27 protein-coding genes are annotated in these 24,267 nt (G+C 72.1%); 11 read left to right on the top strand and 16 right to left on the bottom strand.

The window, feature by feature from the left end; translation table 11 throughout:
- Positions 1-10: 10 nt before the first annotated feature.
- The 6 genes from urtE to ABZU53_RS15930 all read right to left on the bottom strand — a co-directional run bounded on the left by urtE (position 11) and on the right by ABZU53_RS15930 (position 6,409).
- On the bottom strand, positions 11-706 hold the full coding sequence (gene urtE, locus ABZU53_RS15955) for an urea ABC transporter ATP-binding subunit UrtE (protein ID WP_354860659.1): 696 nt from the start codon (positions 704-706) through the stop codon (positions 11-13).
- On the bottom strand, positions 703-1,536 hold the full coding sequence (gene urtD / locus ABZU53_RS15950; protein WP_354860658.1) for an urea ABC transporter ATP-binding protein UrtD: 834 nt from the start codon (positions 1,534-1,536) through the stop codon (positions 703-705). Before urtD ends, urtE begins: the two co-directional genes overlap by 4 nt.
- A complete protein-coding gene (urtC, locus tag ABZU53_RS15945) occupies positions 1,533-2,720 on the bottom strand; it encodes an urea ABC transporter permease subunit UrtC (protein ID WP_355066517.1) in 1,188 nt (395 codons plus the stop codon). Before urtC ends, urtD begins: the two co-directional genes overlap by 4 nt.
- Positions 2,717-3,604, bottom strand: coding sequence for an urea ABC transporter permease subunit UrtB (gene urtB / locus ABZU53_RS15940; protein ID WP_355066516.1), 888 nt, complete (start codon positions 3,602-3,604; stop codon positions 2,717-2,719). The genes urtC and urtB overlap by 4 nt, the downstream gene beginning before the upstream one ends.
- A 72-nt stretch (positions 3,605-3,676) precedes the next feature.
- A complete protein-coding gene (gene urtA, locus ABZU53_RS15935) occupies positions 3,677-4,921 on the bottom strand; it encodes an urea ABC transporter substrate-binding protein (RefSeq protein WP_355066515.1) in 1,245 nt (414 codons plus the stop codon).
- Between the two features lie 405 nt (positions 4,922-5,326).
- Positions 5,327-6,409: a substrate-binding domain-containing protein gene (locus ABZU53_RS15930; RefSeq protein ID WP_354860651.1), complete on the bottom strand. Its 1,083-nt coding sequence runs from the start codon at positions 6,407-6,409 to the stop codon at positions 5,327-5,329.
- 96 nt (positions 6,410-6,505) lie between these two features.
- Here ABZU53_RS15930 and ABZU53_RS15925 point away from each other — a divergent pair, with 96 nt between their 5' ends.
- Positions 6,506-6,970, top strand: a complete 465-nt coding sequence (locus tag ABZU53_RS15925; RefSeq protein WP_355066514.1) for a MarR family transcriptional regulator — start codon at positions 6,506-6,508, stop codon at positions 6,968-6,970.
- A 15-nt stretch (positions 6,971-6,985) separates the two neighbouring features.
- Here ABZU53_RS15925 and ABZU53_RS15920 read toward each other — a convergent pair whose 3' ends face one another.
- The 7 genes from ABZU53_RS15920 to ABZU53_RS15890 form a co-directional block, all read right to left on the bottom strand.
- The gene (locus tag ABZU53_RS15920; RefSeq protein WP_354860647.1) at positions 6,986-7,360 is read right to left on the bottom strand and encodes a cupin domain-containing protein; all 375 of its coding nucleotides are present in this window, start codon (positions 7,358-7,360) and stop codon (positions 6,986-6,988) included.
- A gap of 115 nt (positions 7,361-7,475) precedes the next feature.
- On the bottom strand, positions 7,476-8,192 hold the full coding sequence (locus tag ABZU53_RS15915) for an urease accessory protein UreD (RefSeq protein ID WP_355066513.1): 717 nt from the start codon (positions 8,190-8,192) through the stop codon (positions 7,476-7,478).
- Positions 8,192-8,863 carry an urease accessory protein UreG gene (gene ureG, locus ABZU53_RS15910; RefSeq protein WP_355066526.1) on the bottom strand — a complete coding sequence of 224 codons (672 nt, stop codon included), beginning with the start codon at positions 8,861-8,863 and terminating at the stop codon, positions 8,192-8,194. Before ureG ends, ABZU53_RS15915 begins: the two co-directional genes overlap by 1 nt.
- 91 nt (positions 8,864-8,954) lie before the next feature.
- On the bottom strand, positions 8,955-9,791 hold the full coding sequence (locus tag ABZU53_RS15905) for an urease accessory UreF family protein (protein ID WP_355066512.1): 837 nt from the start codon (positions 9,789-9,791) through the stop codon (positions 8,955-8,957).
- Positions 9,791-11,494 (bottom strand): urease subunit alpha, encoded by a 1,704-nt coding sequence (locus tag ABZU53_RS15900; RefSeq protein WP_355066511.1) that lies wholly within the window; start codon positions 11,492-11,494, stop codon positions 9,791-9,793. The genes ABZU53_RS15905 and ABZU53_RS15900 overlap by 1 nt, the downstream gene beginning before the upstream one ends.
- Complete coding sequence (locus tag ABZU53_RS15895) at positions 11,491-11,901, bottom strand: urease subunit beta (RefSeq protein WP_354860531.1); 411 nt, start codon at positions 11,899-11,901, stop codon at positions 11,491-11,493. The genes ABZU53_RS15900 and ABZU53_RS15895 overlap by 4 nt, the downstream gene beginning before the upstream one ends.
- Positions 11,898-12,200 carry an urease subunit gamma gene (locus ABZU53_RS15890; protein WP_354860532.1) on the bottom strand — a complete coding sequence of 101 codons (303 nt, stop codon included), beginning with the start codon at positions 12,198-12,200 and terminating at the stop codon, positions 11,898-11,900. Before ABZU53_RS15890 ends, ABZU53_RS15895 begins: the two co-directional genes overlap by 4 nt.
- Positions 12,201-12,622: 422 nt before the next feature.
- On the opposite strand from ABZU53_RS15890, the gene ABZU53_RS15885 reads away from it, so the two are divergent.
- Entirely contained in the window at positions 12,623-13,435 is an 813-nt protein-coding gene (locus ABZU53_RS15885; protein ID WP_354860533.1) for a hypothetical protein, read from the top strand.
- Between the two features lie 65 nt (positions 13,436-13,500).
- Positions 13,501-13,905, top strand: coding sequence for a hypothetical protein (locus ABZU53_RS15880; RefSeq protein ID WP_354860535.1), 405 nt, complete (start codon positions 13,501-13,503; stop codon positions 13,903-13,905).
- Between the two features lie 35 nt (positions 13,906-13,940).
- Here the strand turns inward: ABZU53_RS15880 and ABZU53_RS15875 are convergent, their stop codons facing one another.
- Together ABZU53_RS15875 and ABZU53_RS15870 are read right to left on the bottom strand one after the other, a co-directional pair.
- The gene (locus tag ABZU53_RS15875; RefSeq protein WP_355066510.1) at positions 13,941-15,395 is read right to left on the bottom strand and encodes a hypothetical protein; all 1,455 of its coding nucleotides are present in this window, start codon (positions 15,393-15,395) and stop codon (positions 13,941-13,943) included.
- A gap of 95 nt (positions 15,396-15,490) precedes the next feature.
- The gene (locus ABZU53_RS15870; RefSeq protein WP_355066509.1) at positions 15,491-16,678 is read right to left on the bottom strand and encodes an LLM class flavin-dependent oxidoreductase; all 1,188 of its coding nucleotides are present in this window, start codon (positions 16,676-16,678) and stop codon (positions 15,491-15,493) included.
- A 191-nt stretch (positions 16,679-16,869) separates the two neighbouring features.
- Between ABZU53_RS15870 and ABZU53_RS15865 the strand changes: the two genes are divergently transcribed.
- From ABZU53_RS15865 to ABZU53_RS15840, 6 genes are read left to right on the top strand one after another with little or no spacing between them, the layout of a single operon-like run.
- On the top strand, positions 16,870-17,847 hold the full coding sequence (locus tag ABZU53_RS15865) for an aliphatic sulfonate ABC transporter substrate-binding protein (RefSeq protein ID WP_355066508.1): 978 nt from the start codon (positions 16,870-16,872) through the stop codon (positions 17,845-17,847).
- Positions 17,844-18,677, top strand: coding sequence for an ABC transporter permease subunit (locus tag ABZU53_RS15860; RefSeq protein ID WP_355066507.1), 834 nt, complete (start codon positions 17,844-17,846; stop codon positions 18,675-18,677). Before ABZU53_RS15865 ends, ABZU53_RS15860 begins: the two co-directional genes overlap by 4 nt.
- Positions 18,650-19,381: an ABC transporter ATP-binding protein gene (locus ABZU53_RS15855; protein ID WP_355066506.1), complete on the top strand. Its 732-nt coding sequence runs from the start codon at positions 18,650-18,652 to the stop codon at positions 19,379-19,381. The genes ABZU53_RS15860 and ABZU53_RS15855 overlap by 28 nt, the downstream gene beginning before the upstream one ends.
- 15 nt (positions 19,382-19,396) lie before the next feature.
- The gene (locus ABZU53_RS15850) at positions 19,397-20,803 is read left to right on the top strand and encodes a selenium-binding family protein (protein WP_354860544.1); all 1,407 of its coding nucleotides are present in this window, start codon (positions 19,397-19,399) and stop codon (positions 20,801-20,803) included.
- Positions 20,800-21,429 carry a hypothetical protein gene (locus tag ABZU53_RS15845; RefSeq protein WP_355066505.1) on the top strand — a complete coding sequence of 210 codons (630 nt, stop codon included), beginning with the start codon at positions 20,800-20,802 and terminating at the stop codon, positions 21,427-21,429. The genes ABZU53_RS15850 and ABZU53_RS15845 overlap by 4 nt, the downstream gene beginning before the upstream one ends.
- A 43-nt stretch (positions 21,430-21,472) precedes the next feature.
- Positions 21,473-22,489 (top strand): methyltransferase, encoded by a 1,017-nt coding sequence (locus ABZU53_RS15840; RefSeq protein ID WP_355066504.1) that lies wholly within the window; start codon positions 21,473-21,475, stop codon positions 22,487-22,489.
- A gap of 84 nt (positions 22,490-22,573) precedes the next feature.
- On the opposite strand, the gene ABZU53_RS15835 is transcribed toward ABZU53_RS15840, so the two are convergent.
- Complete coding sequence (locus tag ABZU53_RS15835) at positions 22,574-23,425, bottom strand: alpha/beta hydrolase (protein WP_355066503.1); 852 nt, start codon at positions 23,423-23,425, stop codon at positions 22,574-22,576.
- 189 nt (positions 23,426-23,614) lie between these two features.
- Between ABZU53_RS15835 and ABZU53_RS15830 the strand changes: the two genes are divergently transcribed.
- Both ABZU53_RS15830 and ABZU53_RS15825 read left to right on the top strand, forming a co-directional pair.
- On the top strand, positions 23,615-23,926 hold the full coding sequence (locus ABZU53_RS15830) for a hypothetical protein (RefSeq protein WP_355066502.1): 312 nt from the start codon (positions 23,615-23,617) through the stop codon (positions 23,924-23,926).
- Positions 23,920-24,204 (top strand): hypothetical protein, encoded by a 285-nt coding sequence (locus tag ABZU53_RS15825; RefSeq protein ID WP_354860553.1) that lies wholly within the window; start codon positions 23,920-23,922, stop codon positions 24,202-24,204. The genes ABZU53_RS15830 and ABZU53_RS15825 overlap by 7 nt, the downstream gene beginning before the upstream one ends.
- The last annotated feature ends 63 nt before the right edge of the window (positions 24,205-24,267 follow it).

Genomic DNA, 24,267 nt, shown 5'->3' with positions numbered 1-24,267 from the left:
GGGGGTGCGGTCAGACCGCCAGGGCCGCCCGGACGTCCCGCTCCGCGGTGACTCCGCCGTCGCCGTCCGAGGTGACCCGACCGGATTCCAGCACGTGGTAGCGGTTCGCCACCCGCAGCGCGAAACCCAGGTGCTGCTCGACGAGCAGCACGCTGAAGCCGGGCTGTCGGGTCAGCTCGACGATCCGCTCCTGGATCTCCGCGACCACCGACGGCTGGATGCCCTCGGTCGGCTCGTCGAGCATCAGCAGCCGGGGCCGGGTGATCAGCGCGCGGGCGATGGCCAACTGCTGGCGCTGGCCGCCGGAGAGCAGCCCGGCCCGTCGGCGCAGCAGCGGGCGCAGCGCCGGGAACAGGTCCAGCACCTCCGCCGTGGCCACCGCGCCGTCGCGCCGGCCGTCGGCGACCAGGCGCAGGTTCTCCGCGGCGGTCAGGTGCGGAAAGCACTGCTGGCCCTGCGGGACGTACGCCATCCCGCGCTCCACCCGCTCGTGCGGCGCGAGACGGGTGACGTCCTCGCCGTCCAGCTCGACGGTGCCGGCGCTGGGTCGCAGCAGACCCGCCGCGACCCGCAGCAGGGTGCTCTTGCCGGCGCCGTTGTGCCCGAGCACCGCGGCCACCCCGTCGGGCGGGACGGCCAGGTCCACCCCGTGCAGCACCCTTGAACGCCCGTATCCGGCGTGCACCCCGCGCAGGGTCAGCATCATGCCTCCAGAGGGCTGGGGGCCGACCCGGCGGCGACCGGGTGGCCAAGGTAGACCTCCTGCACGCGCGGGTCCGCCTGGACCTGCGCCACCGTGCCCTCGCTGAGCACCTTCCCCGCGTGCAGCACCGTGACGCTGCGCGCGAACCGGCGCAGGAAGTCCATGTCGTGCTCGATCACCACCACCGTGCGGTCCCGGCTCACCGTCTCCAGCAGCGCGCCGGTGGCGTCGCGCTCCTCGTGGCTCATCCCGGCGACCGGCTCGTCGAGCAGCAGCAGCCGCGCGTCCTGCACCAGCAGCATCCCGATCTCCAGCCACTGCTTCTGGCCGTGCGCGAGCGTCCCGGCGAGCTGGTCGGCCCGCCCGGTCAGGCCGATGGTCTCCAGCGCGGCGGCCACCTCGTCGGGGATCCCCCGCCGGCGCCGCGCCAGGGTCACCCAGCTCCGCCGGGCGCCGGCCGCGATGTCGAGGTTCTGCACGACCGACAGCTCCTCGAACACCGTCGACGTCTGGAAGGTCCGCCCGATGCCCAGCCGGCTGATCCGGTGCACCGGGCGGCCGAGCAGCTCCTGGTCGCCGAACCGCACCGAGCCGGTGGCCCGCACCAGGCCGGTGACCGCGTCGACGAGGGTGGTCTTGCCGGCGCCGTTCGGGCCGATCAGGAACCGGATGTCGCCGGCCGGCACCTCCAGCGAGACGCCGTCGACGGCGGTGAAGCCGTCGAAGCTGACCCGCACGTCACGGACGGACAGGCCGTCCAGCCGCTCGCCGCTCATGCCGCGCTGGCTGGGCATGCGCTCACGGCCCTCGCTGCGCTCGGTGCGTTCGCTCATGCCGCCGGCACCTCCGTCCGCTCGACGCGACGTCGACCCAGTGGTGACCACCCGCGCCGGCTCGGCTCCGGGCCGCCGTCGCGGCGGCGGGCCAGCGCCCACAGCGACGCCAGGCCGCCGGGAAGGAACGCCACCACGACCACGAAGAGCAACCCCTGCAGGTACGTCCAGGTGCCCGGGAAACGCTCCGACAGGGCGGTACGCGCCCAGGCCACCGCCACCGCGCCGAGCACCGGGCCCAGCAGCGTCGCCCGGCCACCCACCGCGACCCCGATGACGAACTCGATCGACGGGACGATCCCGATCAGCGCGGGCGAGATGATGCCCACCGCCGGCACGAACAGCGCCCCGGCCAGCCCCGCCATACCGGCCGCGACCACGTACGCCACCAGCTTGACCGACGCCGGGTCGTAGCCGAGGAAGCGGACCCGCTCCTCGCCGTCGCGGACCGCCACCAGCAGCTCGCCGTAGCGGCTGTGGATGAGCTGACGGGCCAGCACGAGCAACGCCAGCAGCGCCCCGGCGATGATGAAGTACACCATCCGCTGGTTGACCGGGTCGTCCAGGTCGTAGCCGAAGAAGCCCTTGATGTCGGTCAGCCCGTTGGTGCCGCCCGTGGTGCCCTGCTGGCCGATCAGCAGGATCACCATCGCGGCGGCGAGCGCCTGACTGAGGATGGCGAAGTACGCGCCGCGGACCCGCCGACGGAAGACCAGTGAGCCGAGCCCGAAGGCGACCACCATCGGCAGCAGCACCGTGGCGGGCAGCGCGAACCACGGGCTGGCGAACGGCCGCCACCACAGGGGCAGCTCGTCGAGTTGCCCGTACAGCTGCATGAAGTCGGGCATCCCACCCGGGCCCGCGTCGGCGAGCTTGAGGTGCATGGCCATCGCGTAGCCGCCGAGGCCGAAGAAGACGCCCTGGCCCAGGGTGAGCATGCCGCCCCGGCCCCAGGCGATCCCGATGCCGACCGCGACCATGGCGACGCAGAGGTACTTGGCGAGCAGGGCCAGCCGGAAGTCCGACAGCACCAGCGGCGCCACGGCGAACAGCAGCGCCGCGCCGAACGCGAAGCCCGCCGCCGCGCGCAGCCGCGACCGTCCCCCCGGCGGGTTCGGCGGTACGGCGCCAGCGGGTGCCGGTCGCACGGCGATGTCCGGTGGGGCGGGCGTCACGGCGGTCATGCGAGGCTCCTGGTCCGCAGGGTGAACAGGCCCTGTGGCCGCCACTGGAGGAACGCGACGATCGCCACGAACACGATCACCTTGGCGACGCTGAGGGTCGTGAGGTACTCCCCGGTGGCCTGGAGCACGCCGAGGGCGAAGGCGACGATCACGCTGCCCTTGAGCTGGCCGATCCCGCCGACCACGACGACCAGGAAGGCGTCGATGATCAGGTTGGTGCCCATGGTCGGGCCGATCGGGCCGAGGAGGGTGAGCGCGACCCCGGCGAGCCCCGCCAGGCCGGAGCCGAGGAAGAACGTCGTCCGGTCGACGCGGGCGGTGGGAATGCCGGACACCGCGGCGAGGTCGCGGTTCTGCACCACCGCGCGGATCCGGCGCCCGAGCGGAGTGAGCCGCAGCGCCAGGGTGAGCGCCGCGACGGCGGCCAGGGCCAGGGCCAGGATGAACAGCCGGTTGTTGGCGATGGTCAGCCCGCCGGGCAACGCCACGTTGCCGGTCAGCAGGTCCGGTGCGCGGGTCTGCACGTTCGGGCTGCCGAAGACGTCGCGGGCGAGCTGTTGCAGCATCAGCGACACACCCCAGGTGACCAGCAGGGTGTCCAGCGGGCGCGCGTAGAGCCGGCGGATCAGCAGGATCTCCAGCAGCACACCCATCGTGCCGGCGACCACGAACGCCACCGGCAGCGCGACCAGCAGCGACAGGCCCGCGCCGGTGATGCTCTGCTGCAGGACGTACGTGGTGTACGCGCCGGCCATGATGAACTCGCCGTGCGCCATGTTGATGACGTTCATCTGGCCGAAGGTCAGCGCCAGCCCGAGCGCGATGAGCAGCAGCACCGCGCCGATGCTGATGCCGGTGAAGAGTTGACCGAAGAGGACTGTCACGGTGGGTACTCCGTATTGCTCGTCGGGTGGCCCGGGCGGGCCGCGAGGCGCGCGCCGCCCGGGCCGGCGTCGTCAGCTCAGGCCGCTCGCCCACGGGTAGGTCTTGAGGTACGGGTCCGGCGCGACCGGCTTGCCGGAGTTCCACACCTCGGTGATCAGACCGTCGGCGCCGATCTTGCCGATCCGGGCGGTCTTGGCGATGTGCTGGGTCTTCCCGTCGACGGTGACCAGGCCCTCCGGCGCGTCGAAGGTGATCCCGTCGGAGGCGGTACGGACCTTCTCGACGTCGAACGCGCCGGCCTTGGTGACCATCGCCTTCCACAGGTACACGCTGACGTACGCGGCCTCCATCGGGTCGCTCGTCGGCTTGTCCGCGCCGTACTTCGCCTTGTACGCGGCCACGAACTTCTCATTCGCCGCGCCGGGCGTGGTCTGGTAGTAGTTCCAGGCGGTGAGCTGGCCCTGGAGGTACTGGGTGCCGATGCCCTTGACCTCCTCCTCGGCGATCGACACCGACACCACAGGCATCGCCGCGGCGGTCAGGCCGGCCGACTTGTACTCCTTGAAGAAGGCCACGTTGCTGTCGCCGTTGAGGGTGTTGAACACGGCATCCGCGCCGGACGACTTGACCTTGTTGACGATCGTGCCGAATTCGGTGGACCCGAGCGGCGCGTAGTCCTCACCGGCGACGGTCATCCCGTTCGCGGCCGCGTACGCCTTGATGATTTTGTTGGCGGTACGGGGAAACACGTAGTCACTGCCGACCAGATAGACCGACTTCACCCCCTCGGCCTTGAGGTAGTCGAGCCCGGGAACGATCTGCTGGTTGGTCGTCGCTCCGGTGTAGAAGATGTAGGGTGACTGTTCCAACCCCTCGTACTGCACCGGGTAGAACAGCAGCGCCTTGTTCTTCTCGAACACCGGCTTGACCGCCTTGCGGCTCGCCGACGTCCAGCAGCCGAAGACGGCGGCGACCCGGTCCTCGGAGATGAGCTTCTCGGCCTTCTCCGCGAAGGTCGGCCAGTCCGAGGCGCCGTCCTCCCCGACCGGCTGGATCTTCTTGCCGAGCACGCCGCCGGCCGCGTTGATCTCCTCGACGGCGAGCATGATGGAGTCGCGGACGGTGACCTCACTGATCGCCATGGTGCCGGAGAGCGAGTTGAGCAGGCCCACCTTGACGGTGTCGCCGGAGACATCGGCGGTGACGCCGGCCGCGCCGCCCTCGTCACTGGTCTTGCTGCCGCACGCGCTCAGCGCGGCCGCGGCGACGACGGTCATGGTGCCCGCCAGGATGCGGCGGCTCCAAAGAAGTGACATCTATTCTCCCTGCGGTGCACTCACGTGACGAATGGACGGTCGGTGCGGTCCGGTGGAGCTGAGTGGGCGATGCCGAGGTCGACGGGTGGACGCCGCCTGGGGTCATCGCATCGGGTACGGGCACGCAAAGCGTCGACCGGCTTGATTGCGTGAGTGTTTCCCAGTCCTTAATTGACTGTTTCCCGCGCCCGTTCGAAGGCGCACACCACAATGGCCGACACCGTCAGTCGGAGACGGCGCCGGCCTTGGGAAATTCCGAGGAAGAATGGCCACCACAATGGTCGGCGAACAGATTGCGCCAACGGTGGACACACATTCGCGGTATCCGGCCCTCGGCCAGATACTTCACGCAGGAAGCATCTTAGGGTCGAGCCGGGTGGGGCTGTCAAGGGCCGGAGGCGGCGGTCAGAGCTGGGCGAGCACCGTGAAGTCGAGACCGTCTGCCTCGGCGAGGTAGATCCGCTGACGCACGTGCCGCCGTCGCAGCCGCAGCCGACCGCGCGGCCCGTGGTACGCCACCGTGTCGGCGGCCGTCTCGATCGCCCGCACGTCGAGGGTGCGGGCCTGCCCGATCAGGGCGGCGAGCAGCATCACGCCCTCGTAGCAGGACTCCCCCAGGCTGCCCAGCGGCGGCGCCTCCACCCCGAACCGGCGGGCGAACTCACCGTGGAAGTCGAGATTTTCCTGGGTCACCAGGCCGGCGAAGAAGCCCGCCGTGCTGTAGAGCCGCCGCGTCGCCCCGACGCCGCTGGCCAGCAGCATGTTCTCGTCCATGAGGGTGCTCAGTCGCAGGCAGCGCTGATCCATCCCGACGCGGGCGAACGCCCGGTTGAACCGCACCGCGTCGGCGCCGACGAGCAGCATCACCACCGCGTCGGCCTCGCTGCGCTCGATGTGGCGCAGCACGTCGTCGAAGTCGTGCGTCTCCAACGGCAGGAACGCCTGCCCCACCACCCGCCCACCGCCGCGCACCGCGTACCGCTGGGCGGCCCGCGCGGTGCGCCGTGGCCACACGTAGTCGTTGCCGACCACGAACCAGCGGCGTACGCCCTGTTCCCCGGCGAGCAGCCGCATCGCGGGCCACAGCTGGGCGTCCGGTGTCTCGCTGGTCAGGAACACTCCCTCGGTACGCTCACCGCCCTCGTACAGGGCGGTGTAGACGTACGGCACCCGGTGGGCGACCCGGGGCGCCAGCGCCTGCCGCACCGAGGAGATGTGCCAACCGGTCACGCCCTGCACGGCGCCCACCGACACCAGCGCCTCGACCTCGGCGGCCACCTCGGCCGGCGGGGCGCCGCCGTCGACCGGCACCAGCCGCACCTCGCAACCCAGCACCCCGCCACAGGCGTTGATCTCCTCGACCGCGAGCTGGGCGCAGAGTTCGCAGGTCGGGCCGAACATTCCCGCCGGCCCGCGCATCGGATAGACCAGCGCAATGCTGACCACGGCCCGATCGACGGTGAGCCACGGCGGTGCCGGCGCGGACATGAGCACATGATTGCCCGGCCCACCTCGGAAGACCAGAGCTCACCACGGACCGGGACGACTCGGTACCATGGCAGGGCCACCGCACCAGGGAGATCCATGTCAGACGTGCCCGGGGCGCCAGCCGACCTGCTGCGCTCGCTCACCCGCGCCGAACGGCTGCTCTCCCGCCGGTTGGGCGCCGTCCTGGCCGACGACGAGCTGACCACCGAGGCGTGGCGGGTGCTCTGCCTGCTCGCCGACGGTCAGGGTCACCCGATGAGCGAGGTGTCCGTTGAGGCGTCGCTCCCGCCGGGCACCCTCACCAAGCTGGTCGACCAGCTCGTCGACCGCAACCTCGTCTTCCGGCGGATCGACCCCCTGGACCGCCGACGCATCCGGGCCTACCTGACGGCCCGGGGCCGCGGCGAACACGCCCGCCTCGACGAGCGGATTCGGGCCAGCCTCGCCGACCTGGGCGTACCGGCCGACCCCGCCCTGATCGACCACCTCGACGACCTGATCGCCCGCCTCGACCCGACCCGTCGCCGCGACCACGCCGACGCAGCCGGTCCGCGCCACTGACCCGATCTCGGCGGGTCACTCCACCTTGGTGAGAAGCGGCTTACCCTTCTCGACGACGTACGTGGCCAGTTCGACGGCGACGCCGTCGCCGACGTTGCGTGCCTGGTGATGGACGCCGTACGGCACGGTGAGAGCGTCACCGACGTTGCACACCACCGGTGGCTGGCCCTCAAGGGTGTACTCCAGCGATCCCTGGAGTACGCAGATGATCTCTTCGCCGGGATGGAAGTGCTTGAACGGCGGTGAGTCCGGCGTGAATTCCACCCGACTCTGGATGACCTCGCGGCCCTCGATACTGAGATCGTGTCGCTGGAGATCGACACGCCACAGCCCGGGCGCGCCCTCCACGGCTGTCGGGCTGATGCCCTCGGGGCGATCTTTCCCACTCATCACGGCCTCCTGTGAGCCGTCATCCGAACGGCGGTCGCTCCGGTTGGCACATCCCCTCGAGGATAGGAGGCTGCCCACCCCTGATGGGCCGAGATGCCGAACAACAGGGGTCCACCTACCCGCTGAGGTGGGCGCGCAGGGTGTGCGCGTCGGGGGCGGTCGCGGTCCACAGTGTCGCCGGGCCCCCGGCCAGCGGCAGTCGGGCGACGGTCCCGTCGACCGTCGCCGGCTCGGCGGGCCGCGACGGGTCCACCAGCAGCAACGAGCCGGTGGCCGGCGCCCCGCCGAGCACGGCGGGGCCGGCCCAGCCGGGCGCCTGCGGTCCCACCGCCAACGACTGGCGCAGCAGCGGCCGGCCGTCGTAGTCGACCCGGGTGTGCACGACCGCACCGCCGGGCGACTCGCCGTACCGGCCGCAGATCAACTCGTCCCGCCAGCTCAGCCTCGCCCCGGCGGCCAGCTCGATCCGGGATTCGGCCAGGTGGGCGCAGCCGGCCGCCGCGATGAGCTGCTCGGGCAGCCAGTGCAGCGCGGCGCCGTCGTGCACCACCGCCCGCACCGCCATCCGCGACACCGCGCCGGGCCGGCCGGGCAGGGCGACCGACGCGGCGACGCTGTGCACCCGTACCGCCGCTCCCGGCCCCACGTCGATCTCCAGACGGAGGTCGTCGCCGGCGAGCGGGCCGGCGGCCCCGCCCACGACGTGCACGGTCGCGACGCCACCGTCGCCCGGCGTCTGCCGCAACAGCAGCGGCGTCTCGCCGTGCAGCTCGGTCAGGACAGTGCCGCCCCGGCCGTCGGCCCGGGCCACCAGCCGGGCGAACGCTCGCATCAGGCCGGGCCGGCCGGCGGGGCGACGGGGTGCAGGGCCGCGTGGTGGGCCAACTCGTGGCGGATCCAGTCGGCGACCCGACCCGCCGTCGGGTCGCCGACGATCGACAGGAAGACGGTCGGGAGGTCGCCACGCCGGGCCCGCGCGTCCCGGTCCATCACCGCGAGGTCGGCGCCCACCATGGGCGCCAGGTCGGTCTTGTTGATCACGAGGAGGTCGGCGGACGTGACCCCGGGCCCGCCCTTGCGCGGCACCTTGTCCCCGCCGGCCACGTCGACCACGAAGATCTGCCGGTCGACCAGGCCCCGGCTGAACGTGGCGGTGAGGTTGTCCCCGCCGCTCTCCACCAGCACCAGGTCCAGCGGACCGAGCGCCTCGGCCAGTTCGTCCACGGCGTCGAGGTTGGCGCCGATGTCGTCGCGGATCGCGGTGTGGGGGCAGCAGCCGGTCTCCACGGCGCGGATCCGGGCCGGGTCCAGGACGCCGGCCCGCTTGAGGAAGTCGGCGTCCTCGGTGGTGTAGATGTCGTTGGTCACCACGCCGAGCCGCAACTCGTCGGCGAACGCCCGGCACAGGGCGGCCACCAGCGCGGTCTTACCGGACCCGACCGGCCCGCCGATGCCGACCCGCAGCGCTCGGCCCGACCGTTCCAGCTGCGGGTGCGGGTCCACCCCCGGTTCGGGATGGGTGTGCGGAACGGTCTCGTCGTGCGGCGGCCCGGCAGCGGGTGCAGCGGCGGATACATCGGTCGGCTCAACAGCGTCAGGACGCAAAGAGACGCACCTCCCAGGTGGCGTGGACTTCGGCAGAGATGTCGGCGAGCGGGGCGGCGGCGGCCGGCAGCCGCTCGGGTGGGTCGTCGGCGGCACGGGCCGCGTCGGCGGCTGTGCCGTCGCAGAGGTCGGCGAGGCCGACCAGCAGGGCCTGGACCTGGTACGGGTCGAGGCCGAGCAGACGTACGCCGGCACTGGCCGCACCGGTCACCGTCCCGTACGCGGCGACCGTTGCGGTCTCGGAGCGGCTCAATCCGGCGGCGGCGCAGAGCAGCCCGAGCACCAGCGGCTGGTGCGCTCCCCCGGGTGCAGCGGGCAGGTCACCGAACGGCGCCTGCGGCCAGATGGCCCGTCCGGCGCGCAGCAGCGCCCGTCCCTGGCGGCGGGACACCGCGCGCAGCGCCGGGGCGGCGGTCCGGGCGTCCAGCTCCGCGTCGAGCCGGGCCAGGGCGTCCGACCGCGCGGCCGAATCGGCCGGCGCACGCGACCGCACGGCGGAATCGGCCGGCGCACGCGACCGGTCCGCGGAATCGGCTGGCGCACCCGGCCGGGCGGCGGGGTGGCCGCGTCCGAGCGACCGTGCGGTGGCCTGGGCTGGTTCGGTTGCGGTGCCGCAGGCGGGCAGCGCCACCCGGTGTGCCGCCGCCGCGAACGCCGCGCCGACCAGCCCGGCGGTGGTCAGCCGGCCGACCAGAAACGACTCCAACGAGGCCAGGTCGCTGACCCGGCCGGCGGCGACGGCCGCCTCCAGGCCGCCGGAGTGCGCGTGCGCGCCGGCCGGGAAGCGCCCGTCGGCCAGCAGCAGGAGCAGGCTCGACGTCGCCATCAGAACAGGAAGTACCGCTGGGCCATCGGCAGGTGGGGCACCGGGTCCGGCTCCACCACCTCGCCGTCGATCCGCACGGTGAAGGTGTCCGGGTCCACTTCGATGTGCGGCATCGCGTTGTTCTCCGGCAGGTCGGCCTTGCCCCGGGACCGCACGTCGGCGACCGGCACGACCCGCCGCCGCACGTCCAGGCGCAGTCCGGCGTCCAGGGCCGCAGGCGCGACGAACGTCAGACTGGTGGCGGCCGCCGCGACCCCGTACGCCCCGAACATCGGGCGCGGCAGCATCGGCTGCGGGGTGGGGATCGACGCGTTGGCGTCACCCATCTGGGCGTACGCGATCATGCCGCCCTTGAGCACGAGGTGCGGTCGTACGCCGAAGAACGCCGGGTCCCAGAGCACCAGGTCGGCGAGCTTGCCCGGCTCGACCGAGCCGATCTCCCGTTCCAGCCCGTTGGCCATCGCCGCGCAGATGGTGTACTTCGCCACGTACCGTCGCGCGCGGTGGTTGTCGGCCGCGCCGTCGCCCGGCAGCGTGCCCACCCGCTCCTTCATGACGTGGGCGCTCTGCCAGGTCCGCAGGATCACCTCGCCGACCCGGCCCATCGCCTGCGCGTCCGAGCCGATGATGGAGATCGCCCCGAGGTCGTGCAGCAGGTCCTCGGCGGCCATGGTGGACGGTCGGATCCGGCTCTCGGCGAAGGCCAGATCCTCCGGCACGGACGGGTTGAGATGGTGGCAGACCATCAGCATGTCCAGGTGCTCGGCGAGTGTGTTGCGGGTGTACGGGCGGGTCGGGTTGGTCGACGACGGCAGCACGTTCGGCTCGCTGGCGACCGTGATGATGTCCGGCGCGTGCCCGCCTCCCGCTCCCTCGGTGTGGTACGAGTGGATCGCCCGCCCGCCGATCGCGCGCAACGTGTCGGCCACGAATCCGGCCTCGTTGAGGGTGTCGGTGTGGATCGACACCTGGACCCCGGAAGCGTCCGCCACCCGCAGGCAGGCGTCGATCGCCGCCGGGGTGGTGCCCCAGTCCTCGTGCAGCTTGAAACCGCCCGCGCCGGCCCGTAGCTGCTCCCAGAGCGCCTCTTGCGAGACGGTGTTGCCCTTGCCGAGCAGCAGCACGTTGACCGGCAGCGTGTCCAGCGCCTCGTGCATCCGGGCCAGGTGCCAGGCGTTGGGCGTGACCGTCGTGGCCCGGGTGCCCTCGGCAGGGCCCGTGCCGCCGCCGACGAGTGTGGTGACGCCGCTGGCGAGCGCCTCGGTGACGATCTGCGGGCAGATGAAGTGCACGTGGGTGTCGACGGCGCCGGCGGTGAGGATCCGGCCGTTGCCGGCGATCACCTCGGTGGCCGGGCCGATGACCAGGTCGGGGTGGACGCCGGACATGGTGTCCGGGTTGCCGGCCCGGCCGAGGGCGACGATCCGCCCGTCGCGCAGCCCCACGTCGGCCTTGACCACACCCCAGTGGTCGAGCACGACGGCGCCGGTGATGACGGTGTCGAGGGCTCCTTCGGCGCGGGTGGCCCGCGACTGCCCCATCGACTCGCGGATCACCTTCCCACCGCCGAAGACGGCCTCGTCGCCGCCGACGCAGTGGTCGGTCTCCACCTCGATCAGCAGGCTCGTGTCGGCCAGCCGGATGCGGTCACCGGTGGTGGGCCCGTACAGGTCGATGTAGCGGTCCCGCCGCACGGCGCTCATCGCGCCGGCCTGTTGCTAGTCGGCGCCTCGCTCGTCGGCGCCTCATTTGTCGGCGCGTCTGTCGTCGGCGCGTCTGTGGTCGGCGCGGCCGGGAACGCCTCGTCCAGCGGCCCGGCGCACTCCCCGCGCAGGCCCGGCACGACGCGCGCGCCGCCGAGCGGGACCAGGTCCACGCTGCGGCTCACGCCCGGCTCGAAACGGACCGAGGTGCCCGCCGGTACGGCAAGGCGCTGCCCCCAGGCCGCGACCCGGTCGAAGGTCAGGGCCGGATTGGTCTCGGCGAAGTGGTAGTGCGAGCCCACCTGCACCGGCCGGTCGGCGGTGTTGACCACGACCAGGGTGGTCACCGGCCGGCCCGCGTTGATCTCGACCGGGTCGGCCGCCGGCAGGATCTCCCCCGGGATCACGGGATCGGGTGGTGCACCGTCACGAGCTTGGTGCCGTCCGGGAACGTCGCCTCCACCTGCACCTCCCTCAGCAGCTCGGGGATGCCGTCCTGGACGTCGTCGCGGCCGAGCACGCTCCGACCGGCCGACATGAGGTCGACCACCGACCGACCGTCGCGGGCGCCTTCGAGCAGAAAGGCGGTGATCATCGCGACGGCTTCGGGGTAGTTGAGGCGCAGGCCGCGTTCGCGGCGGCGGCGGGCGACATCGGCCGCGACGTGGACGAGCAGGCGGTCCTGCTCGTGCGGGCTGAGGAACACGGGACTCTCCGGTGGGGATCGGCGTGTCCGGCTCGCCGTCGGCCCCGTACGGAGCCGCGCCGGGCAGCAGTCACCCGGGGACGAGCTGGAGTCACACGACCGCCGGAACCACCGTCGACGGGGTGGCCCGGGACTCCACCATCCCGGCCCGCGCGACGGGCATCCGGCGGTGTCCGGTCGGATGCGGACCGCACCGCCCACCGCTTGAGCAGACCGTAGAGGATTGTCACCGGCAGGGGCAACAGTCCGTTCGGGATCAGCGGCGACGCCACGGCCCGTCGGATAGCCGACTCGCCCCCCGCACATGCTCGCGGTGTGCGGCGCCTGGCGCACGAGCGCGTCGATGGGATCATGACAGGGCGGGTCCGTCCCGTCGTCCCGCCCGCTCCCGCGCAGTCGCGCGACGTCCACAGTGGAGGCACGTGTTGGGAGAGTCGGCCACGCCGTCCGCAACGAGTGGCAGCGGCAGCGGCGATCACCGGATCCGGACGCTCGCCGTGATCGGCGTGGCGGCCAACGTCCTCGGTGTGGTGACCGCGGTGGAGAGCGTGCTGCGCCGGGACGTGCTGCTGTTCGTCCTCACCCTCACCGCGGTCCTGCTGCTCGCCGGGTTCTGGCTGTGGTATCGGCGGACCCGTCTCGCGGTCGCTCTGCTGGCGCTGGGCTGCCTGCTGCTCGGCGGTGTCGTGGCGACCCAGCTCAACCGCCAGTCGACGTCGCCGCCCACCGCCGGCTCCCCGACGGGGACGTCGGCCGCCGCGCCCCCGCCGGCCACCGACCCCGCCACGCCGTCCGCGGGGCAGGCCACCCCGACCACCGGGGGTACGACGGCGACGGACCCGGACGCGCCCCGCACCCTCGTGGACCGAAACGTCGTGCTGCCCCGCGCCGCCGCGGTCGACGTCGACCAGCCCGATCAGCAGGTCGTCGCGCACCACTCGAACGGTGCGACCGATGGGCTGGACCTGTACCACGACTGGGGGCAGGTGCGCTCGGACAACATCCAGGTCGCCAACGCGCCGAACGTGTACCCGTACTCCGGCGGCAACCCCGCCCAGGCGTACGCGGGCTGCGTCGCGTCGGCCACCGGGTCGGCGCGGGACTCGTTCACGGACGGCGCCGACTTCTGTTTCCGTACCTCCGAGGGGCGGTTGGGGTTCGCCACCATCACCACCACCCGGGCGGATCAGGCGTTCGTCGTCCACGTCGTGGTGTGGGACGCCACGGGGGCCTGACGCCGGGCTGTCGACAGGTACGCGTACTCATTCCCGCGCGAGTCATTGCGGGAGATGATCGCCCGATGACGGCGATGAGGCGTACGCACGCACTGTTCGGTGCGCTGTTCCTGGCGGTGGCCACGGTCGGGGTGTGGCTGCTCTGGCTGGGCTGGGACACCGGTTACACGGTCGACGCGCGGACCGGCGCGACCAGCGGCCCGTACGAGCCGTGGCAGGTGATCGGCTGCGTGCTGACGCTCGTGCTGCTGGCCGCCCTGGCCGCGTGGCGACTCAGCCCGTGGCTGGTGGCCCCCGTGATGACTGTCGCCTTCACCGCTGCCTGGTCACGCCAGGCCGCGTCGCGCGACGACAGCGGACTGTGGGTCGTCGGGGCGGTCCTGGTGCTGGTCGGGATGGCGGTGGGCAGTACGGCGGTGAGCCTCGCCGCACGCCGGGTCGCCCGTGGTCGGGCCGGCCGTTCCGACTAGGACGTGTCCTGTCGACCACGCACCGACTCGTCGGTTCAGTGCCGGTGGGTGAACGCGCGCCCGGCCACCGCGAACAACGACACGCTGATCGTGGCGACGAACACCCGCATCGTCGGGTCGAAGTTCAGCGCCGAGCCGAGGTCACGGGAGATGTGCACGCCGACGAAGGTCGGCACGGCGCTCCACACCGTGACCGCGAGCAGCAGCAGGGCGACGCTGGCGATGACGGCGGCGAGCAGGCACTGGCGCACGTACCGAGCGGACCGCCTGCCGCGTACCCACAGCCGGGCGATCGCCGACGTCGGTGGCCGACGCCAGCTCCCGTGCCGTACCCAGCTCTCCTCGTGGTCGTCGAGGGAGTAGCGGTTGACGATCGCCTGGATGAGCAGGTAGGTGCGCAGGAGCAGGTAGACCTTCGATGGAGCGCCGAACGCGCACCACCGTTGCAGCTCCCGGGTCTCGGCGCGGATCCGGCCGGCCCAGGCACGCAACTGCCGGTCGGTGACGTCGACACCCGTCCGGTTGACGCGGTGCCACGCGAACTCGAACGTGGTGGCGGCGCGGTCCAGGGCCTCCACGGCACGACGCCGGTCCTCTGTTGCCGGATTCAACTCGACCCAGTCGGCAAACTCCAGGAGAGCGGCGATCAGGGCCACGTCGGGACGGGTCCAGTGGTCCCGCTCGATGCGCCACTCCCGCACGATCGGCCACAGCGCGACGAAGAGCAGCCCAGCACCCGCGAACGCGAGCCCTACCAGGACGTCGTACCAGCGAGTCCCGTGGATCGTCGGGACGGTCGACACCGCGACGCACGCCGCGGCCACGGCGCCGCCGACGACGGCCACGCCGCGACACTGGATGGCGAGGCGCGAGACGACCAGCGCGACGATGAACCCGAACAGCAGGCTCGTGGCGAAGGCCACCAGCCGGTGAGCCAATGGCCCACCGACGATGCCGAACGCCGCGACGGCGGCCACCACCGCGCCGAACAGGAGCGGTAGCAGTCCTGGCGTCCACAGTGAGCGCAGCGCGCAGTGCCGCCAGGCCAGTGCGAGCTCGGCGGCTCGTACCGTGGGGACCACGAACATTAGATCATCGTCGACGTGATCCCAGAATGTGTCGTAGCCGACGGCAAAACCGTGCAGCCTGTGCCCACGCTCCCTCTTGTGGTTGGACAGCGTCGTCGCGCTGATTTGTTCCCCTCGGGTGACCCACCACGGCACCGCATCCGGCTTGTCGGCGACATCTACCGCGTCGACCGGGTTGCCGGCGTCCGACCAATCGACGTCGGCCCGCGTGCTGTCAGGCTCTTCGTCACCGAACGGTAGGTCCTCATCAGCGGGTGGTTCAGACCACCGACGTTGATACGGCGGGCGTTCGTCCGCGACCTCGACCAGGTCGTCGTCGAACACGTCCGCCAGCCGCGACCGCGCTCGTCGCGGCAGCGGCGGGTCTACAGGTGCGGGCGCGTCGGCTGCCCATTCGTCCACGCGATCACCACCAGGTCGCGGATGTGCCTCCGTCTTAGCACGCCACGACAAGCCGACGATGCCCGCCGGGGCGCCCACAACCGCGGGTGGGCCGGTCAGCGGGCCGCCGCGGGCTCCGGCGCCGGGCGGGGTGTCGACGTCCCGGCGAAGGGGATGTCGACGGCGTCCGCCGGACCCGGCTGGCCGTCGGGGTGCCGCCACAGTCCGCGCTCGCGCAGGATCGGCAGGACGCCCTCGCCGAACCAGTACGCCTCCTCCAGGTGCGGATAGCCGGAGAGGATGAACTCGTCGATGCCGAGCGCGTGGTACTCGGCGATCCGGTCGGCGATCTCACTGTGGCTGCCGACGAGCGCCGTGCCCGCGCCGCCCCGGACCAGTCCGACGCCGGCCCACAGGTTGGGTGAGACCTCCAGGCTGTCGCGGGAGCCGCCGTGCAGGTCGAGCATCCGGCGCTGCCCCTCGGACTCACTGCGGCGTAGCCCGTCCTGCACGGCCCGGATGTCGGCCTCGGCGATGCCGTTGAGCAGGCGGCGGGCCTGTGCCCACGCCTCGTCGGCGGTGTCCCGGGCGATGACGTGCAGCCGGATGCCGAACCGCAGCTCCCGGCCGGCGTCGGCGGCCAGCGCCCGCACCCGGCCCAGTTTGTCGGCGACCTGGGCCGGCGGCTCGCCCCAGGTGAGGTAGACGTCGCTGTGGCGTACCGCCACCGGCAGGGCGGCGGCGGACGAGCCACCGAAGTAGACCGGCGGCACCGGGTCGGGCAGCCGGTGCAGCCGCGCCTGCTCGACGCGCAGGTGCGTGCCGTGGTGGTCGACCGTCTCACCCCGCCACAACGCGCGGACGACGTGCAGGAACTCGTCGGCCCGCGCGTACCGGGCGTCCTTGTCCAGGAAGTCGCCGTACGCCCGCTGCTCCTGCGACTCGCCGCCGGTGACCACGTTGAGCAGCAGGCGGCCCCGGGACAGCCGCTGGAACGTCGAGGCCATCTGGGCGGCGAGGGTGGGTGAGGTCAGGCCGGGCCGGAAGGCCACCAGGAACCTGAGGCGTTCGGTGACCTCAGTGAGCATCGCCGTGGACAGCCAGGCGTCCTCGCACCACGCGCCGGTCGGGGTGAGCGCGCCGACGAAGCCGAGCTGCTCGGCGCTGCGGGCGATCTGCCCGAGGTACGCCACGCTGGCCGGGCGGGCACCACCGGCGGCTCCGGTCGGTACGCCGTGGCCGCCGCCGACGATGTCGCGACTGTCGCCGTTGGTGGGCAGGAACCAGTGGAAGGTGAGGGTCATCGGGGCTCTTTCCTCCAGTGCGCGGCGGAGCGGGTGCGGGCGGCGCGCGCGGTGAGGCGGCACCTCCTGAGGTGTGGGACGATCCCGCCGACAGCCTACCCATAAAACCTATCGGGTTAGTAGGCTACCGCGCACGGTCACCCACGCCGGTCGATGCGGCCCGGCACACCTGCCCGACCCAAGGAGCCACCATGCGCACCCCCTCGACGAGTCATCCCCCGCGTCGCCGTCTGCTGACGGCCGCGTTCACCGCCGTGGTCCTGCTCGCCACCGCCGGCGTGAGCGCCTGCGGCGGGCCCGCCGACGCCGGAGGCAACGCCGGCAAGCTACGGGTCGGCTACCAGCGCTTCGGAGGGCTCAGCCTGGTCAAGGCCCGCGGTGGCACCCCGGGCGTCGAGTGGTCGCTGTTCGAGAGCGGGCCGGCGCTCACCGAGGCGCTCAAGGCCGGCTCGATCGACATCGGACAGGTCGGCGAGGCGCCACCCGTCTTCGCCGCCGCCGGAAAGATCCCGTTCTCCATCATCGGCACCTCGGCGCCGATCCCGCAGGGCGAGGCGGTGCTGGTCAAGGCCGACAGCGGCTACCGCAGCTTCGCCGACCTCAAGGGCAGGACGATCGCCCTCAACAAGGGCTCCAACGTGCACTGGCTGCTGGTCCGGCTGCTGCAGGCCAACAAGATGACGTTGAACGACATCAAGGTCACGTACCTCAAGCCGGCCGAGGGGCGGCCCGCGTTCGACAGCGGGCAGGTCGACGCCTGGGTGATCTGGGACCCGTACTTCGCGCTGGCCGAGCAGCCGGGCGTCCGGGTGCTCGCCGACGCGACCGGCCTGGCGAGCAACCGCGAGTACGTGCTGGCCGCCCCCGACGCGGTCGCCCAGCGCTCGGACGACATCCGGGCGTTCCTGCAGCGCTACCGCGAGGTGACCGACTGGGGCATCGCGAACCCGCAGGAGCGGGCCAGCACGCTGGCGCCGGAGCTGAAGATCCCGCAGGACGTCACCAGCCGCGCCCTGGACCGCAGCGCCAAGCCGCTCGCCCCGATCACCCCGGCCATCGGCGACGAACTCCAGGCGATCACCGACAGCTTCATCGCGCTGGACCTCATACCGGGCCCGGTCGACATCAGGAGCCGGCTGGACGACCGCTTCAGCGCGGTGTTCCAGTGAGCCGTACACCTCTGCTGGAAACGCCGCCCGAAGCCGCGGCCGTCGCGCCGCCCGACCCCGGGCGCCCCCGGTCGACCCGGCGGTGGCGGCGGCTGGTCAGCCCGCTCGTGCTGGTGCTGGGCTGGGAACTGGCCGCCCGGACCGGGGTGCTGGCGCCGGAGAAGCTGCCCGCGCCGAGCGACGTGCTGGCCACCGGCTGGCGACTGTCCCGCGACGGAACGCTCGCCGTCCACCTCGTGGACTCCCTCACCCGGGCCGGAGCGGGGCTGCTCATCGGCGGCGTCCTGGCGCTGGTCCTGGGCACGGTGGCCGGGCTGCTGCGACTCGGCGACGACCTGGTCGACCCGCCGGTGCAGATGGCCCGGATGCTGCCGCACCTGGGCCTCGTGCCGCTGCTGATCATCTGGGTCGGCATCGGCGAGTCGCTGAAGATCAGCCTGGTGGCCCTGGGCGCGTTCTTTCCCATCTACTTCAACACCTACGCCGGCATCCGGGACATCGACGAACGGTTGGTGGAGGCGGCCCGCGCCTGCGGGCTCGGGCAGGCCGCCCGGCTGCGCCACGTGGTGCTGCCCGGCGCGCTGCCGTCGCTCTTTCTCGGCCTGCGCCTCGCGATCGGGGCGGCCTGGCTCAGCCTCGTCGTCGGCGAGCAGGTCAACGCTCAGACCGGCATCGGCTTCCTGATGATGGAGGCGCGGGAGTTCAGCCAGACCGACGTCGTGGTCCTCGGCCTGCTCGTCTACGCGCTGCTCGGGCTGATATCCGACCTTGCCCTGCGCGTTGCGGAGAGGAGGATGTTGACATGGCGACGCGGACTGCGGGCCACCTGATCGGCGCGACCCCGGTGCTGACCGCCCACGCGATCCGCCGGTCCTTCGGGCCGACGGTCGTGCTGGCCGGGGTCGACCTGACCATCGCGCGGGGCGAGGTGGTGGCCCTGCTCGGCGGCAGCGGCTCGGGCAAGAGCACCCTCCTGCGCATCCTCGCCGGCCTGGACGGCGACGCCAGCGGCGACACCGTCGTGCACGGCACCGCCGCCGTGGTCTTTCAGGAACACCGGCTGCTGCCCTGGAAGCGGGTGGCGGCCAACGTCGGGCTCGGCCTGTCCGGCCCGGACACCGCCGGTCGGATCGATCGGGCGTTGCGCGAGGTCGGGCTGGCCGAGCGGCACCGGGCCTGGCCGGCCGAGCTGTCCGGCGGGCAGGCGCAGCGGGTGGCCGTCGCGCGCGCCCTGGTCCGCGAACCGGACCTGCTGCTACTCGACGAACCGTTCGGCGCTCTCGACGCGCTCACCCGGCTGAGGATGCAGGTGCTGCTGCGCCGACTGCGCGCCGAGCACGGCTTCGCCGCCCTACTGGTCACCCACGACGTGGAGGAGGCGCTCCTGCTGGCCGACCGGATCCTGCTCCTCGACGGCTGCCGCATCGCCGCGGAGTTGCCCGTCGACCTGACACCCACCCGTACGCCGGACGACCCGGGCTTCGGCGCGCTGCGCCGCCACCTGCTCGACCGACTCGGCGTTCCCACCACCTGAGGAAGCGGAGACCCGATGACCCGCTGGACCCCCGACCCCACCTTCTACCCGTCACCCCGCGAGGCGGCGACCGCTCCGGCGGAGAAGCTCGCCTACGTGGCGGCCTTCGACCGTACGGCCAGCCGCCCGGACGCCATCGCGGTGCTGGACACCGATCCCGACTCCCCCGACTACGGCCGGGTCGTCGGCTGGACCGACCTGCCGTACGTCGGCGACGAGGTGCACCACTTCGGGTGGAACGCGTGCAGCAGCGCGCTCTGCCCGACCGCTCCGCACCCGCACGTCGAGCGGCGCTACCTGATCGTGCCCGGCCTGCGCTCGTCGCGGATCCACGTTCTCGACACGCAGCCCGACCCGCGCCAGCCGCAGGTCGTCAAGGTGATCGGGCCGGAGGAGCTGGCGAAGCGGGCCGGCTACTCCCGGCCGCACACCGTGCACTGTGGGCCGGACGGCATCTACCTCTCCGCCCTCGGCGGCGCGGACGGCGAGGAGGGTCCGGGTGGCATCGCCATCCTCGACCACACCACGTTCGACGTCCGCGGGGCGTGGGAGGCCGACCGGGGGCCGCAGTTCCTGGCGTACGACGTGTGGTGGCACCTCACCCAGGACGTGCTGGTCACCAGTGAGTGGGGCACCCCGTCCATGATCGAGGACGGGATCATCGGTGAGCTGCTGCTGGGCCGGCGCTACGGCCATGCCATCCACTTCTGGGACCTCGCGAAGCGCCGGCACGTGCAGCGGGTCGACCTGGGTGATCAGTACCAGATGCCGCTGGAGTTGCGCCCGGCGCACGATCCGACGAAGTCGTACGGGTTCGTCGGGGTGGTGATCAGCGTCGAGGACCTGTCCGCCTCGGTCTGGCTGTGGCACCGCGACGGGGACTCCTGGGCGGTCACCAAGGTGATCGACATCCCGGCCGAGCCGGCCGACCCGGCGGATCTGCCCGACCTGCTCAAGCCGTTCGGCGCGGTGCCGCCGCTGGTGACCGACATCGACCTGTCGGTGGACGACCGGTTCCTCTACGTCTCCTGCTGGGGCACGGGTGAGTTGCGCCAGTACGACGTCACCGACCCGCTGCACCCGGTGCAGACGGGCTCGGTGCACCTCGGCGGGATCGTCCGCCGGACCGCGCACCCGTCCGCACCGGACGAGGCCCTCGCGGGTGGGCCGCAGATGGTCGAGGTGAGCCGCGACGGCCGGCGCGTCTACGTCAGCAACTCGCTCTACGGCGCCTGGGACGACCAGTTCTATCCCGACGGGGTGGGCGCCTGGCTGGCCAAGCTCGACGTCGACGTCGAGGGCGGCGGGCTCACCCCCGACGAGCGGTTCTTCCCGCACGGCGAGGAGTTCCGAGGGCTGAGGGTGCACCAGACCCGGTTGCAGGGCGGGGACGCGTCCTCCGACTCGTACTGCTTCCCGTGACCCTCGCGACCCTGGCGACGCTGGCGGCGCTCGGCGCGTTCCACGGTCTGAACCCGGCGATGGGGTGGCTGTTCGCGGTGGCCCGGGGCCTGCAGGAGCGCAGCCGGGCGGCGCTGCTGCGCGCCCTGCCGCCGATCGCGGCGGGGCATCTCGCCTCGGTGGCGATCGTCGCCGCCCTGGTCACCGCGACCAGGTCGGTGACGGCGAGCACGGCCCTGGCGGTGGTCGGCGGCCTGCTGCTGGTCGGCTTCGGGTTGTGGCGGCTACTTTCCGAGCGGCACTTTCGCTGGGCGGGGATGCGGCTGTCCGCGGCACAGCTCGCCGGGTGGTCGTTCCTCATGTCGTCGGCGCACGGCGCGGGGCTGATGCTGCTGCCGGTGCTGGTCGCCGAGCCGGTGCCCGGAGGTCACTCCGGGCACCTGGCCGCCGCGCCGGTCGGTGCGCTGCCCGGGTTGGCCGCGGCGGGCGTGCACACCGTGGCGATGCTCGGCACCGCCCTGGTCGTGGCGATGCTGGTCTACCAGGTGCTCGGGGTCGGGGTGCTGCGTCGGGCGTGGTTCAACGTCGATCGGCTCTGGGCCGGCGTGCTGGTGGCCGCCGGGCTGGTCACCCTACTGCGGGCGTAGACCGCCCATCGTGGACGGTCGAGATCTGTGATCTCATGTCGCCATGGTCACTCCGACTCCCCTCATGCAGCTGGTGGCCGGTGTGTGGGGGTTCAAGACCCTCGCGGCCGGCGTCGACCTCGGTCTGTTCACCCGGCTCGCCGGTGGGCGGACGATGACCGTCGAGCAGGCCGCGGCCGAGTTCGGGCTGCCGGACCGGCCGGCGGACCTGCTGCTCGCCGCGTGCGCCTCGCTCGGCCTGTTGGAGAAGGCCGGCGACGGCTACCGCAACTCCGAGTTGGCCGAGCAGTTCCTGGTCGAGGGTCGCCCCTACTATTTCGGCGCCCAGATCCGCTACTCCGACCTGCGCACCTACCTGCCGTGGCACCGCATCGGCGAGGCGCTGCGCACCGATCGACCGTTGACCTGGGACCCCGAGTCCCAACAGTCCATGTTCGACACCGCCGACCCGGAGATGCTGGCGCAGTTCTGGGACGCCATGTATGCGACGTCGAGCTTCACGGCGACCGCGCTGGCCGACGCGCACGACTTCTCCGCGTACCGCCGACTGCTCGACGTGGGCGGCGGGGCCGGCGCGTTCCCGATCGAGTTCTGCCGCCGCCTGCCCGAGCTGCGGGCGACCGTCCTGGACCTGCCGCACGTCTGCGTACGGGCGCGGGAGCGGATCGCGGAGGCCGGTCTGACCGGTCGGATCGACGCGGTGCCCGGCGACTTCCTCGCCGATCCCGCGTTGCCAGGTGGGCACGACGTCATCCTGCTCAGCATGATCCTGCATGACTGGGACGAGCCGACGAACCGGGCACTGCTGGCCCGCTGTCACGCGGCGCTGCCGCCCGGCGGCGCCATCGTCGTCTGCGAGCTGCTGCTCAACGACGAGCGCACCGGGCCACCGGAGGCGGCTCTGATGGGCATGAACATGTTGGTCGAGACCGAGGGCGGCCGGAACTACTCGGCCGCCGAGTACGGCGCGTGGCTCAGCGACGCCGGGTTCGTCGACGTCCGTACCGTGCCGTTCGACGCTCCCGGCGCCAACGGCGCGGTCGTGGCCCGCCGGCCCTGAACAGCCGACGGCACCCGACCCCGGAGAGGGTCGGGTGCCGCAGTGTCATCGTGACGCTGGTGTCCGATCGGCTACCGGTACGGGTCAGGCGTTAGCCATGGCGGGCTGCTTCATGAAGTCCATGATCGCCTTGTTGACCTCGTCGGCGTGCGTCCACGGGATGCCGTGCGGCGCGCCCTTGAGCGTGACGAGCGTGCCGGTCGGCATCATCGGGCCGAGCCGCTGGCCGGTCACCGGGTAGGGCAGCACCCGGTCCTGGTCACCCTGCACGATCAACACCGGAATATCGATCTTCGGTAGGTCCTGTCGGAAGTCCTCCTGCCAGGCGTTCACACTGTCGTGGGTGGCCTTGCCGGAGGCCATCGCGCCGATCTGCCAGTGCGCCCGGTACGCCTCCTCGCTGACCCGCTTGCCCATGTTCTGGTCCGGGTTGAAGAACGCGTCGCAGAACGACGTCAGGTAGGCGAAGCGGTCCTTCATGATGGCGTCCTGGAAACCCTTGAAGAGGTTCCGGTCGACGCCCTCCGGGTTGTCGTCGGCCTTGGCCAACATCGGCTGCAGCGGGCTCAGCAGCACGGCCTTGCTGACCCGCTGGGAGCCGTAGTTGCCCAGGTAGCGGACGACCTCACCGGTGCCCATCGAGTGACCCACCAGGGTGACGTCGCGCAGGTCCAACTCGGTCATCAGCACGTCGAGGTCCGCGGCGAACGTGTTGTAGTCGTAGCCGAAGGCCGCCTGCGCCGAGTTGCCGTAACCGCGTCGATCGTAAGTGATCGTCCGGTATCCGGCGTTGAGCAGCGCGCTGGTCTCCTTCTCCCACGTTGCCCCGTTGAACGGGAAGCCGTGGATCAGCACCACGGGCTGACCCGATCCGTGGTCCTCGTAGTACAGGTCGATGGGTGCGGAGTTTTCCGTCCCCACGGTAACGAAAGGCATGTTTTTCTCCTGCTCCGGTTTGGGCTGTCGGACGCCCCGCGCTTTCCCGTCGGGTCGCCGGATATGCGGCCGACAGTCGTCGCCCAGGTCAGCCGCCCGCGGCTCCGGGCGACCGAGCCCGGCATCGACATTTATCAACCTCGTCGGTAGGGTCGCCGGTAGGAAAGTTTCGGCGTACGGGAGGTGGGCATGCTTCGAAGAAATCTCGCGGTGCTGGCCGTCGGAGCGGCCGTGGCCGCCCTGGGCGCCACGCCGGCCCAGGCCGACCCGGTGGTGCCACGGCACGCCATCGTGGTCTGCCAGAGCGCCAGCTTCTACGCCAACTACGACTCCGCCGGCGGCCCCACCGGCCTGAAGCGCACGCTCGGCTACGGAAACAAGATCGGCCACACCCCGGGCGCGCATCCGGTCTACAACGGGTGGGCGGCCTCCTTCGACTTCGGCCCGAACGACTGGGGTTACCTGCGCGCCGAGTGCATCGGCGGGTACGACTCATGGTGAGGACCCGGGTGATGGCCGGCCTGCTGGCCGGGATCCTCGCCGCGACCCTCGCCGCGCCGGCCCCGGCGCAGGCCGCCAACGGCACGATCGGTCAGCGGGAGACGGTGTGCGCGAGCGACCTGTTCGTCCGCACGCAGCCCAACGGCGCCTGGATGGGCACCCTCTACCAGGGTCAGACGTTCCTGGTCGAAGGTCCCCGCAGCGGCGGCTACGTCTACGGCTTCGCCTACGGGTACATCAACCGGCGCGGCTGGGTGCAGGACGGCTGGTTCTGCTGAGCGGTCGGCCGGCGACGCGACCGGATCGGAGTGCCCCGATCCGGCCGCGGCGGCCTAGCCTCG

The sequence above is a fragment of the Micromonospora sp. NPDC005194 genome (genome assembly GCF_040608335.1).
GTDB lineage: Bacteria > Actinomycetota > Actinomycetes > Mycobacteriales > Micromonosporaceae > Micromonospora.
The sequence above is the reverse complement of the archived record's forward strand: the minus strand, read 5'-3'. Positions and strand labels throughout refer to the sequence as shown.

Coding starts and splice junctions, on each gene's coding strand:
- urtE (WP_354860659.1), bottom strand. CDS start 706: ATGATGCTGACCCTGCGCGGGGTGCACGCCGGATACGGGCGTTCAAGG.
- urtD (WP_354860658.1), bottom strand. CDS start 1,536: ATGAGCGAACGCACCGAGCGCAGCGAGGGCCGTGAGCGCATGCCCAGC.
- urtC (WP_355066517.1), bottom strand. CDS start 2,720: ATGACCGCCGTGACGCCCGCCCCACCGGACATCGCCGTGCGACCGGCA.
- urtA (WP_355066515.1), bottom strand. CDS start 4,921: ATGTCACTTCTTTGGAGCCGCCGCATCCTGGCGGGCACCATGACCGTC.
- ABZU53_RS15930 (WP_354860651.1), bottom strand. CDS start 6,409: ATGTCCGCGCCGGCACCGCCGTGGCTCACCGTCGATCGGGCCGTGGTC.
- ABZU53_RS15925 (WP_355066514.1), top strand. CDS start 6,506: ATGTCAGACGTGCCCGGGGCGCCAGCCGACCTGCTGCGCTCGCTCACC.
- ABZU53_RS15920 (WP_354860647.1), bottom strand. CDS start 7,360: ATGAGTGGGAAAGATCGCCCCGAGGGCATCAGCCCGACAGCCGTGGAG.
- ABZU53_RS15915 (WP_355066513.1), bottom strand. CDS start 8,192: ATGCGAGCGTTCGCCCGGCTGGTGGCCCGGGCCGACGGCCGGGGCGGC.
- ABZU53_RS15905 (WP_355066512.1), bottom strand. CDS start 9,791: ATGGCGACGTCGAGCCTGCTCCTGCTGCTGGCCGACGGGCGCTTCCCG.
- ABZU53_RS15900 (WP_355066511.1), bottom strand. CDS start 11,494: ATGAGCGCCGTGCGGCGGGACCGCTACATCGACCTGTACGGGCCCACC.
- ABZU53_RS15880 (WP_354860535.1), top strand. CDS start 13,501: ATGACGGCGATGAGGCGTACGCACGCACTGTTCGGTGCGCTGTTCCTG.
- ABZU53_RS15870 (WP_355066509.1), bottom strand. CDS start 16,678: ATGACCCTCACCTTCCACTGGTTCCTGCCCACCAACGGCGACAGTCGC.
- ABZU53_RS15865 (WP_355066508.1), top strand. CDS start 16,870: ATGCGCACCCCCTCGACGAGTCATCCCCCGCGTCGCCGTCTGCTGACG.
- ABZU53_RS15855 (WP_355066506.1), top strand. CDS start 18,650: ATGGCGACGCGGACTGCGGGCCACCTGATCGGCGCGACCCCGGTGCTG.
- ABZU53_RS15850 (WP_354860544.1), top strand. CDS start 19,397: ATGACCCGCTGGACCCCCGACCCCACCTTCTACCCGTCACCCCGCGAG.
- ABZU53_RS15840 (WP_355066504.1), top strand. CDS start 21,473: ATGGTCACTCCGACTCCCCTCATGCAGCTGGTGGCCGGTGTGTGGGGG.
- ABZU53_RS15835 (WP_355066503.1), bottom strand. CDS start 23,425: ATGCCTTTCGTTACCGTGGGGACGGAAAACTCCGCACCCATCGACCTG.
- ABZU53_RS15830 (WP_355066502.1), top strand. CDS start 23,615: ATGCTTCGAAGAAATCTCGCGGTGCTGGCCGTCGGAGCGGCCGTGGCC.
- ABZU53_RS15825 (WP_354860553.1), top strand. CDS start 23,920: ATGGTGAGGACCCGGGTGATGGCCGGCCTGCTGGCCGGGATCCTCGCC.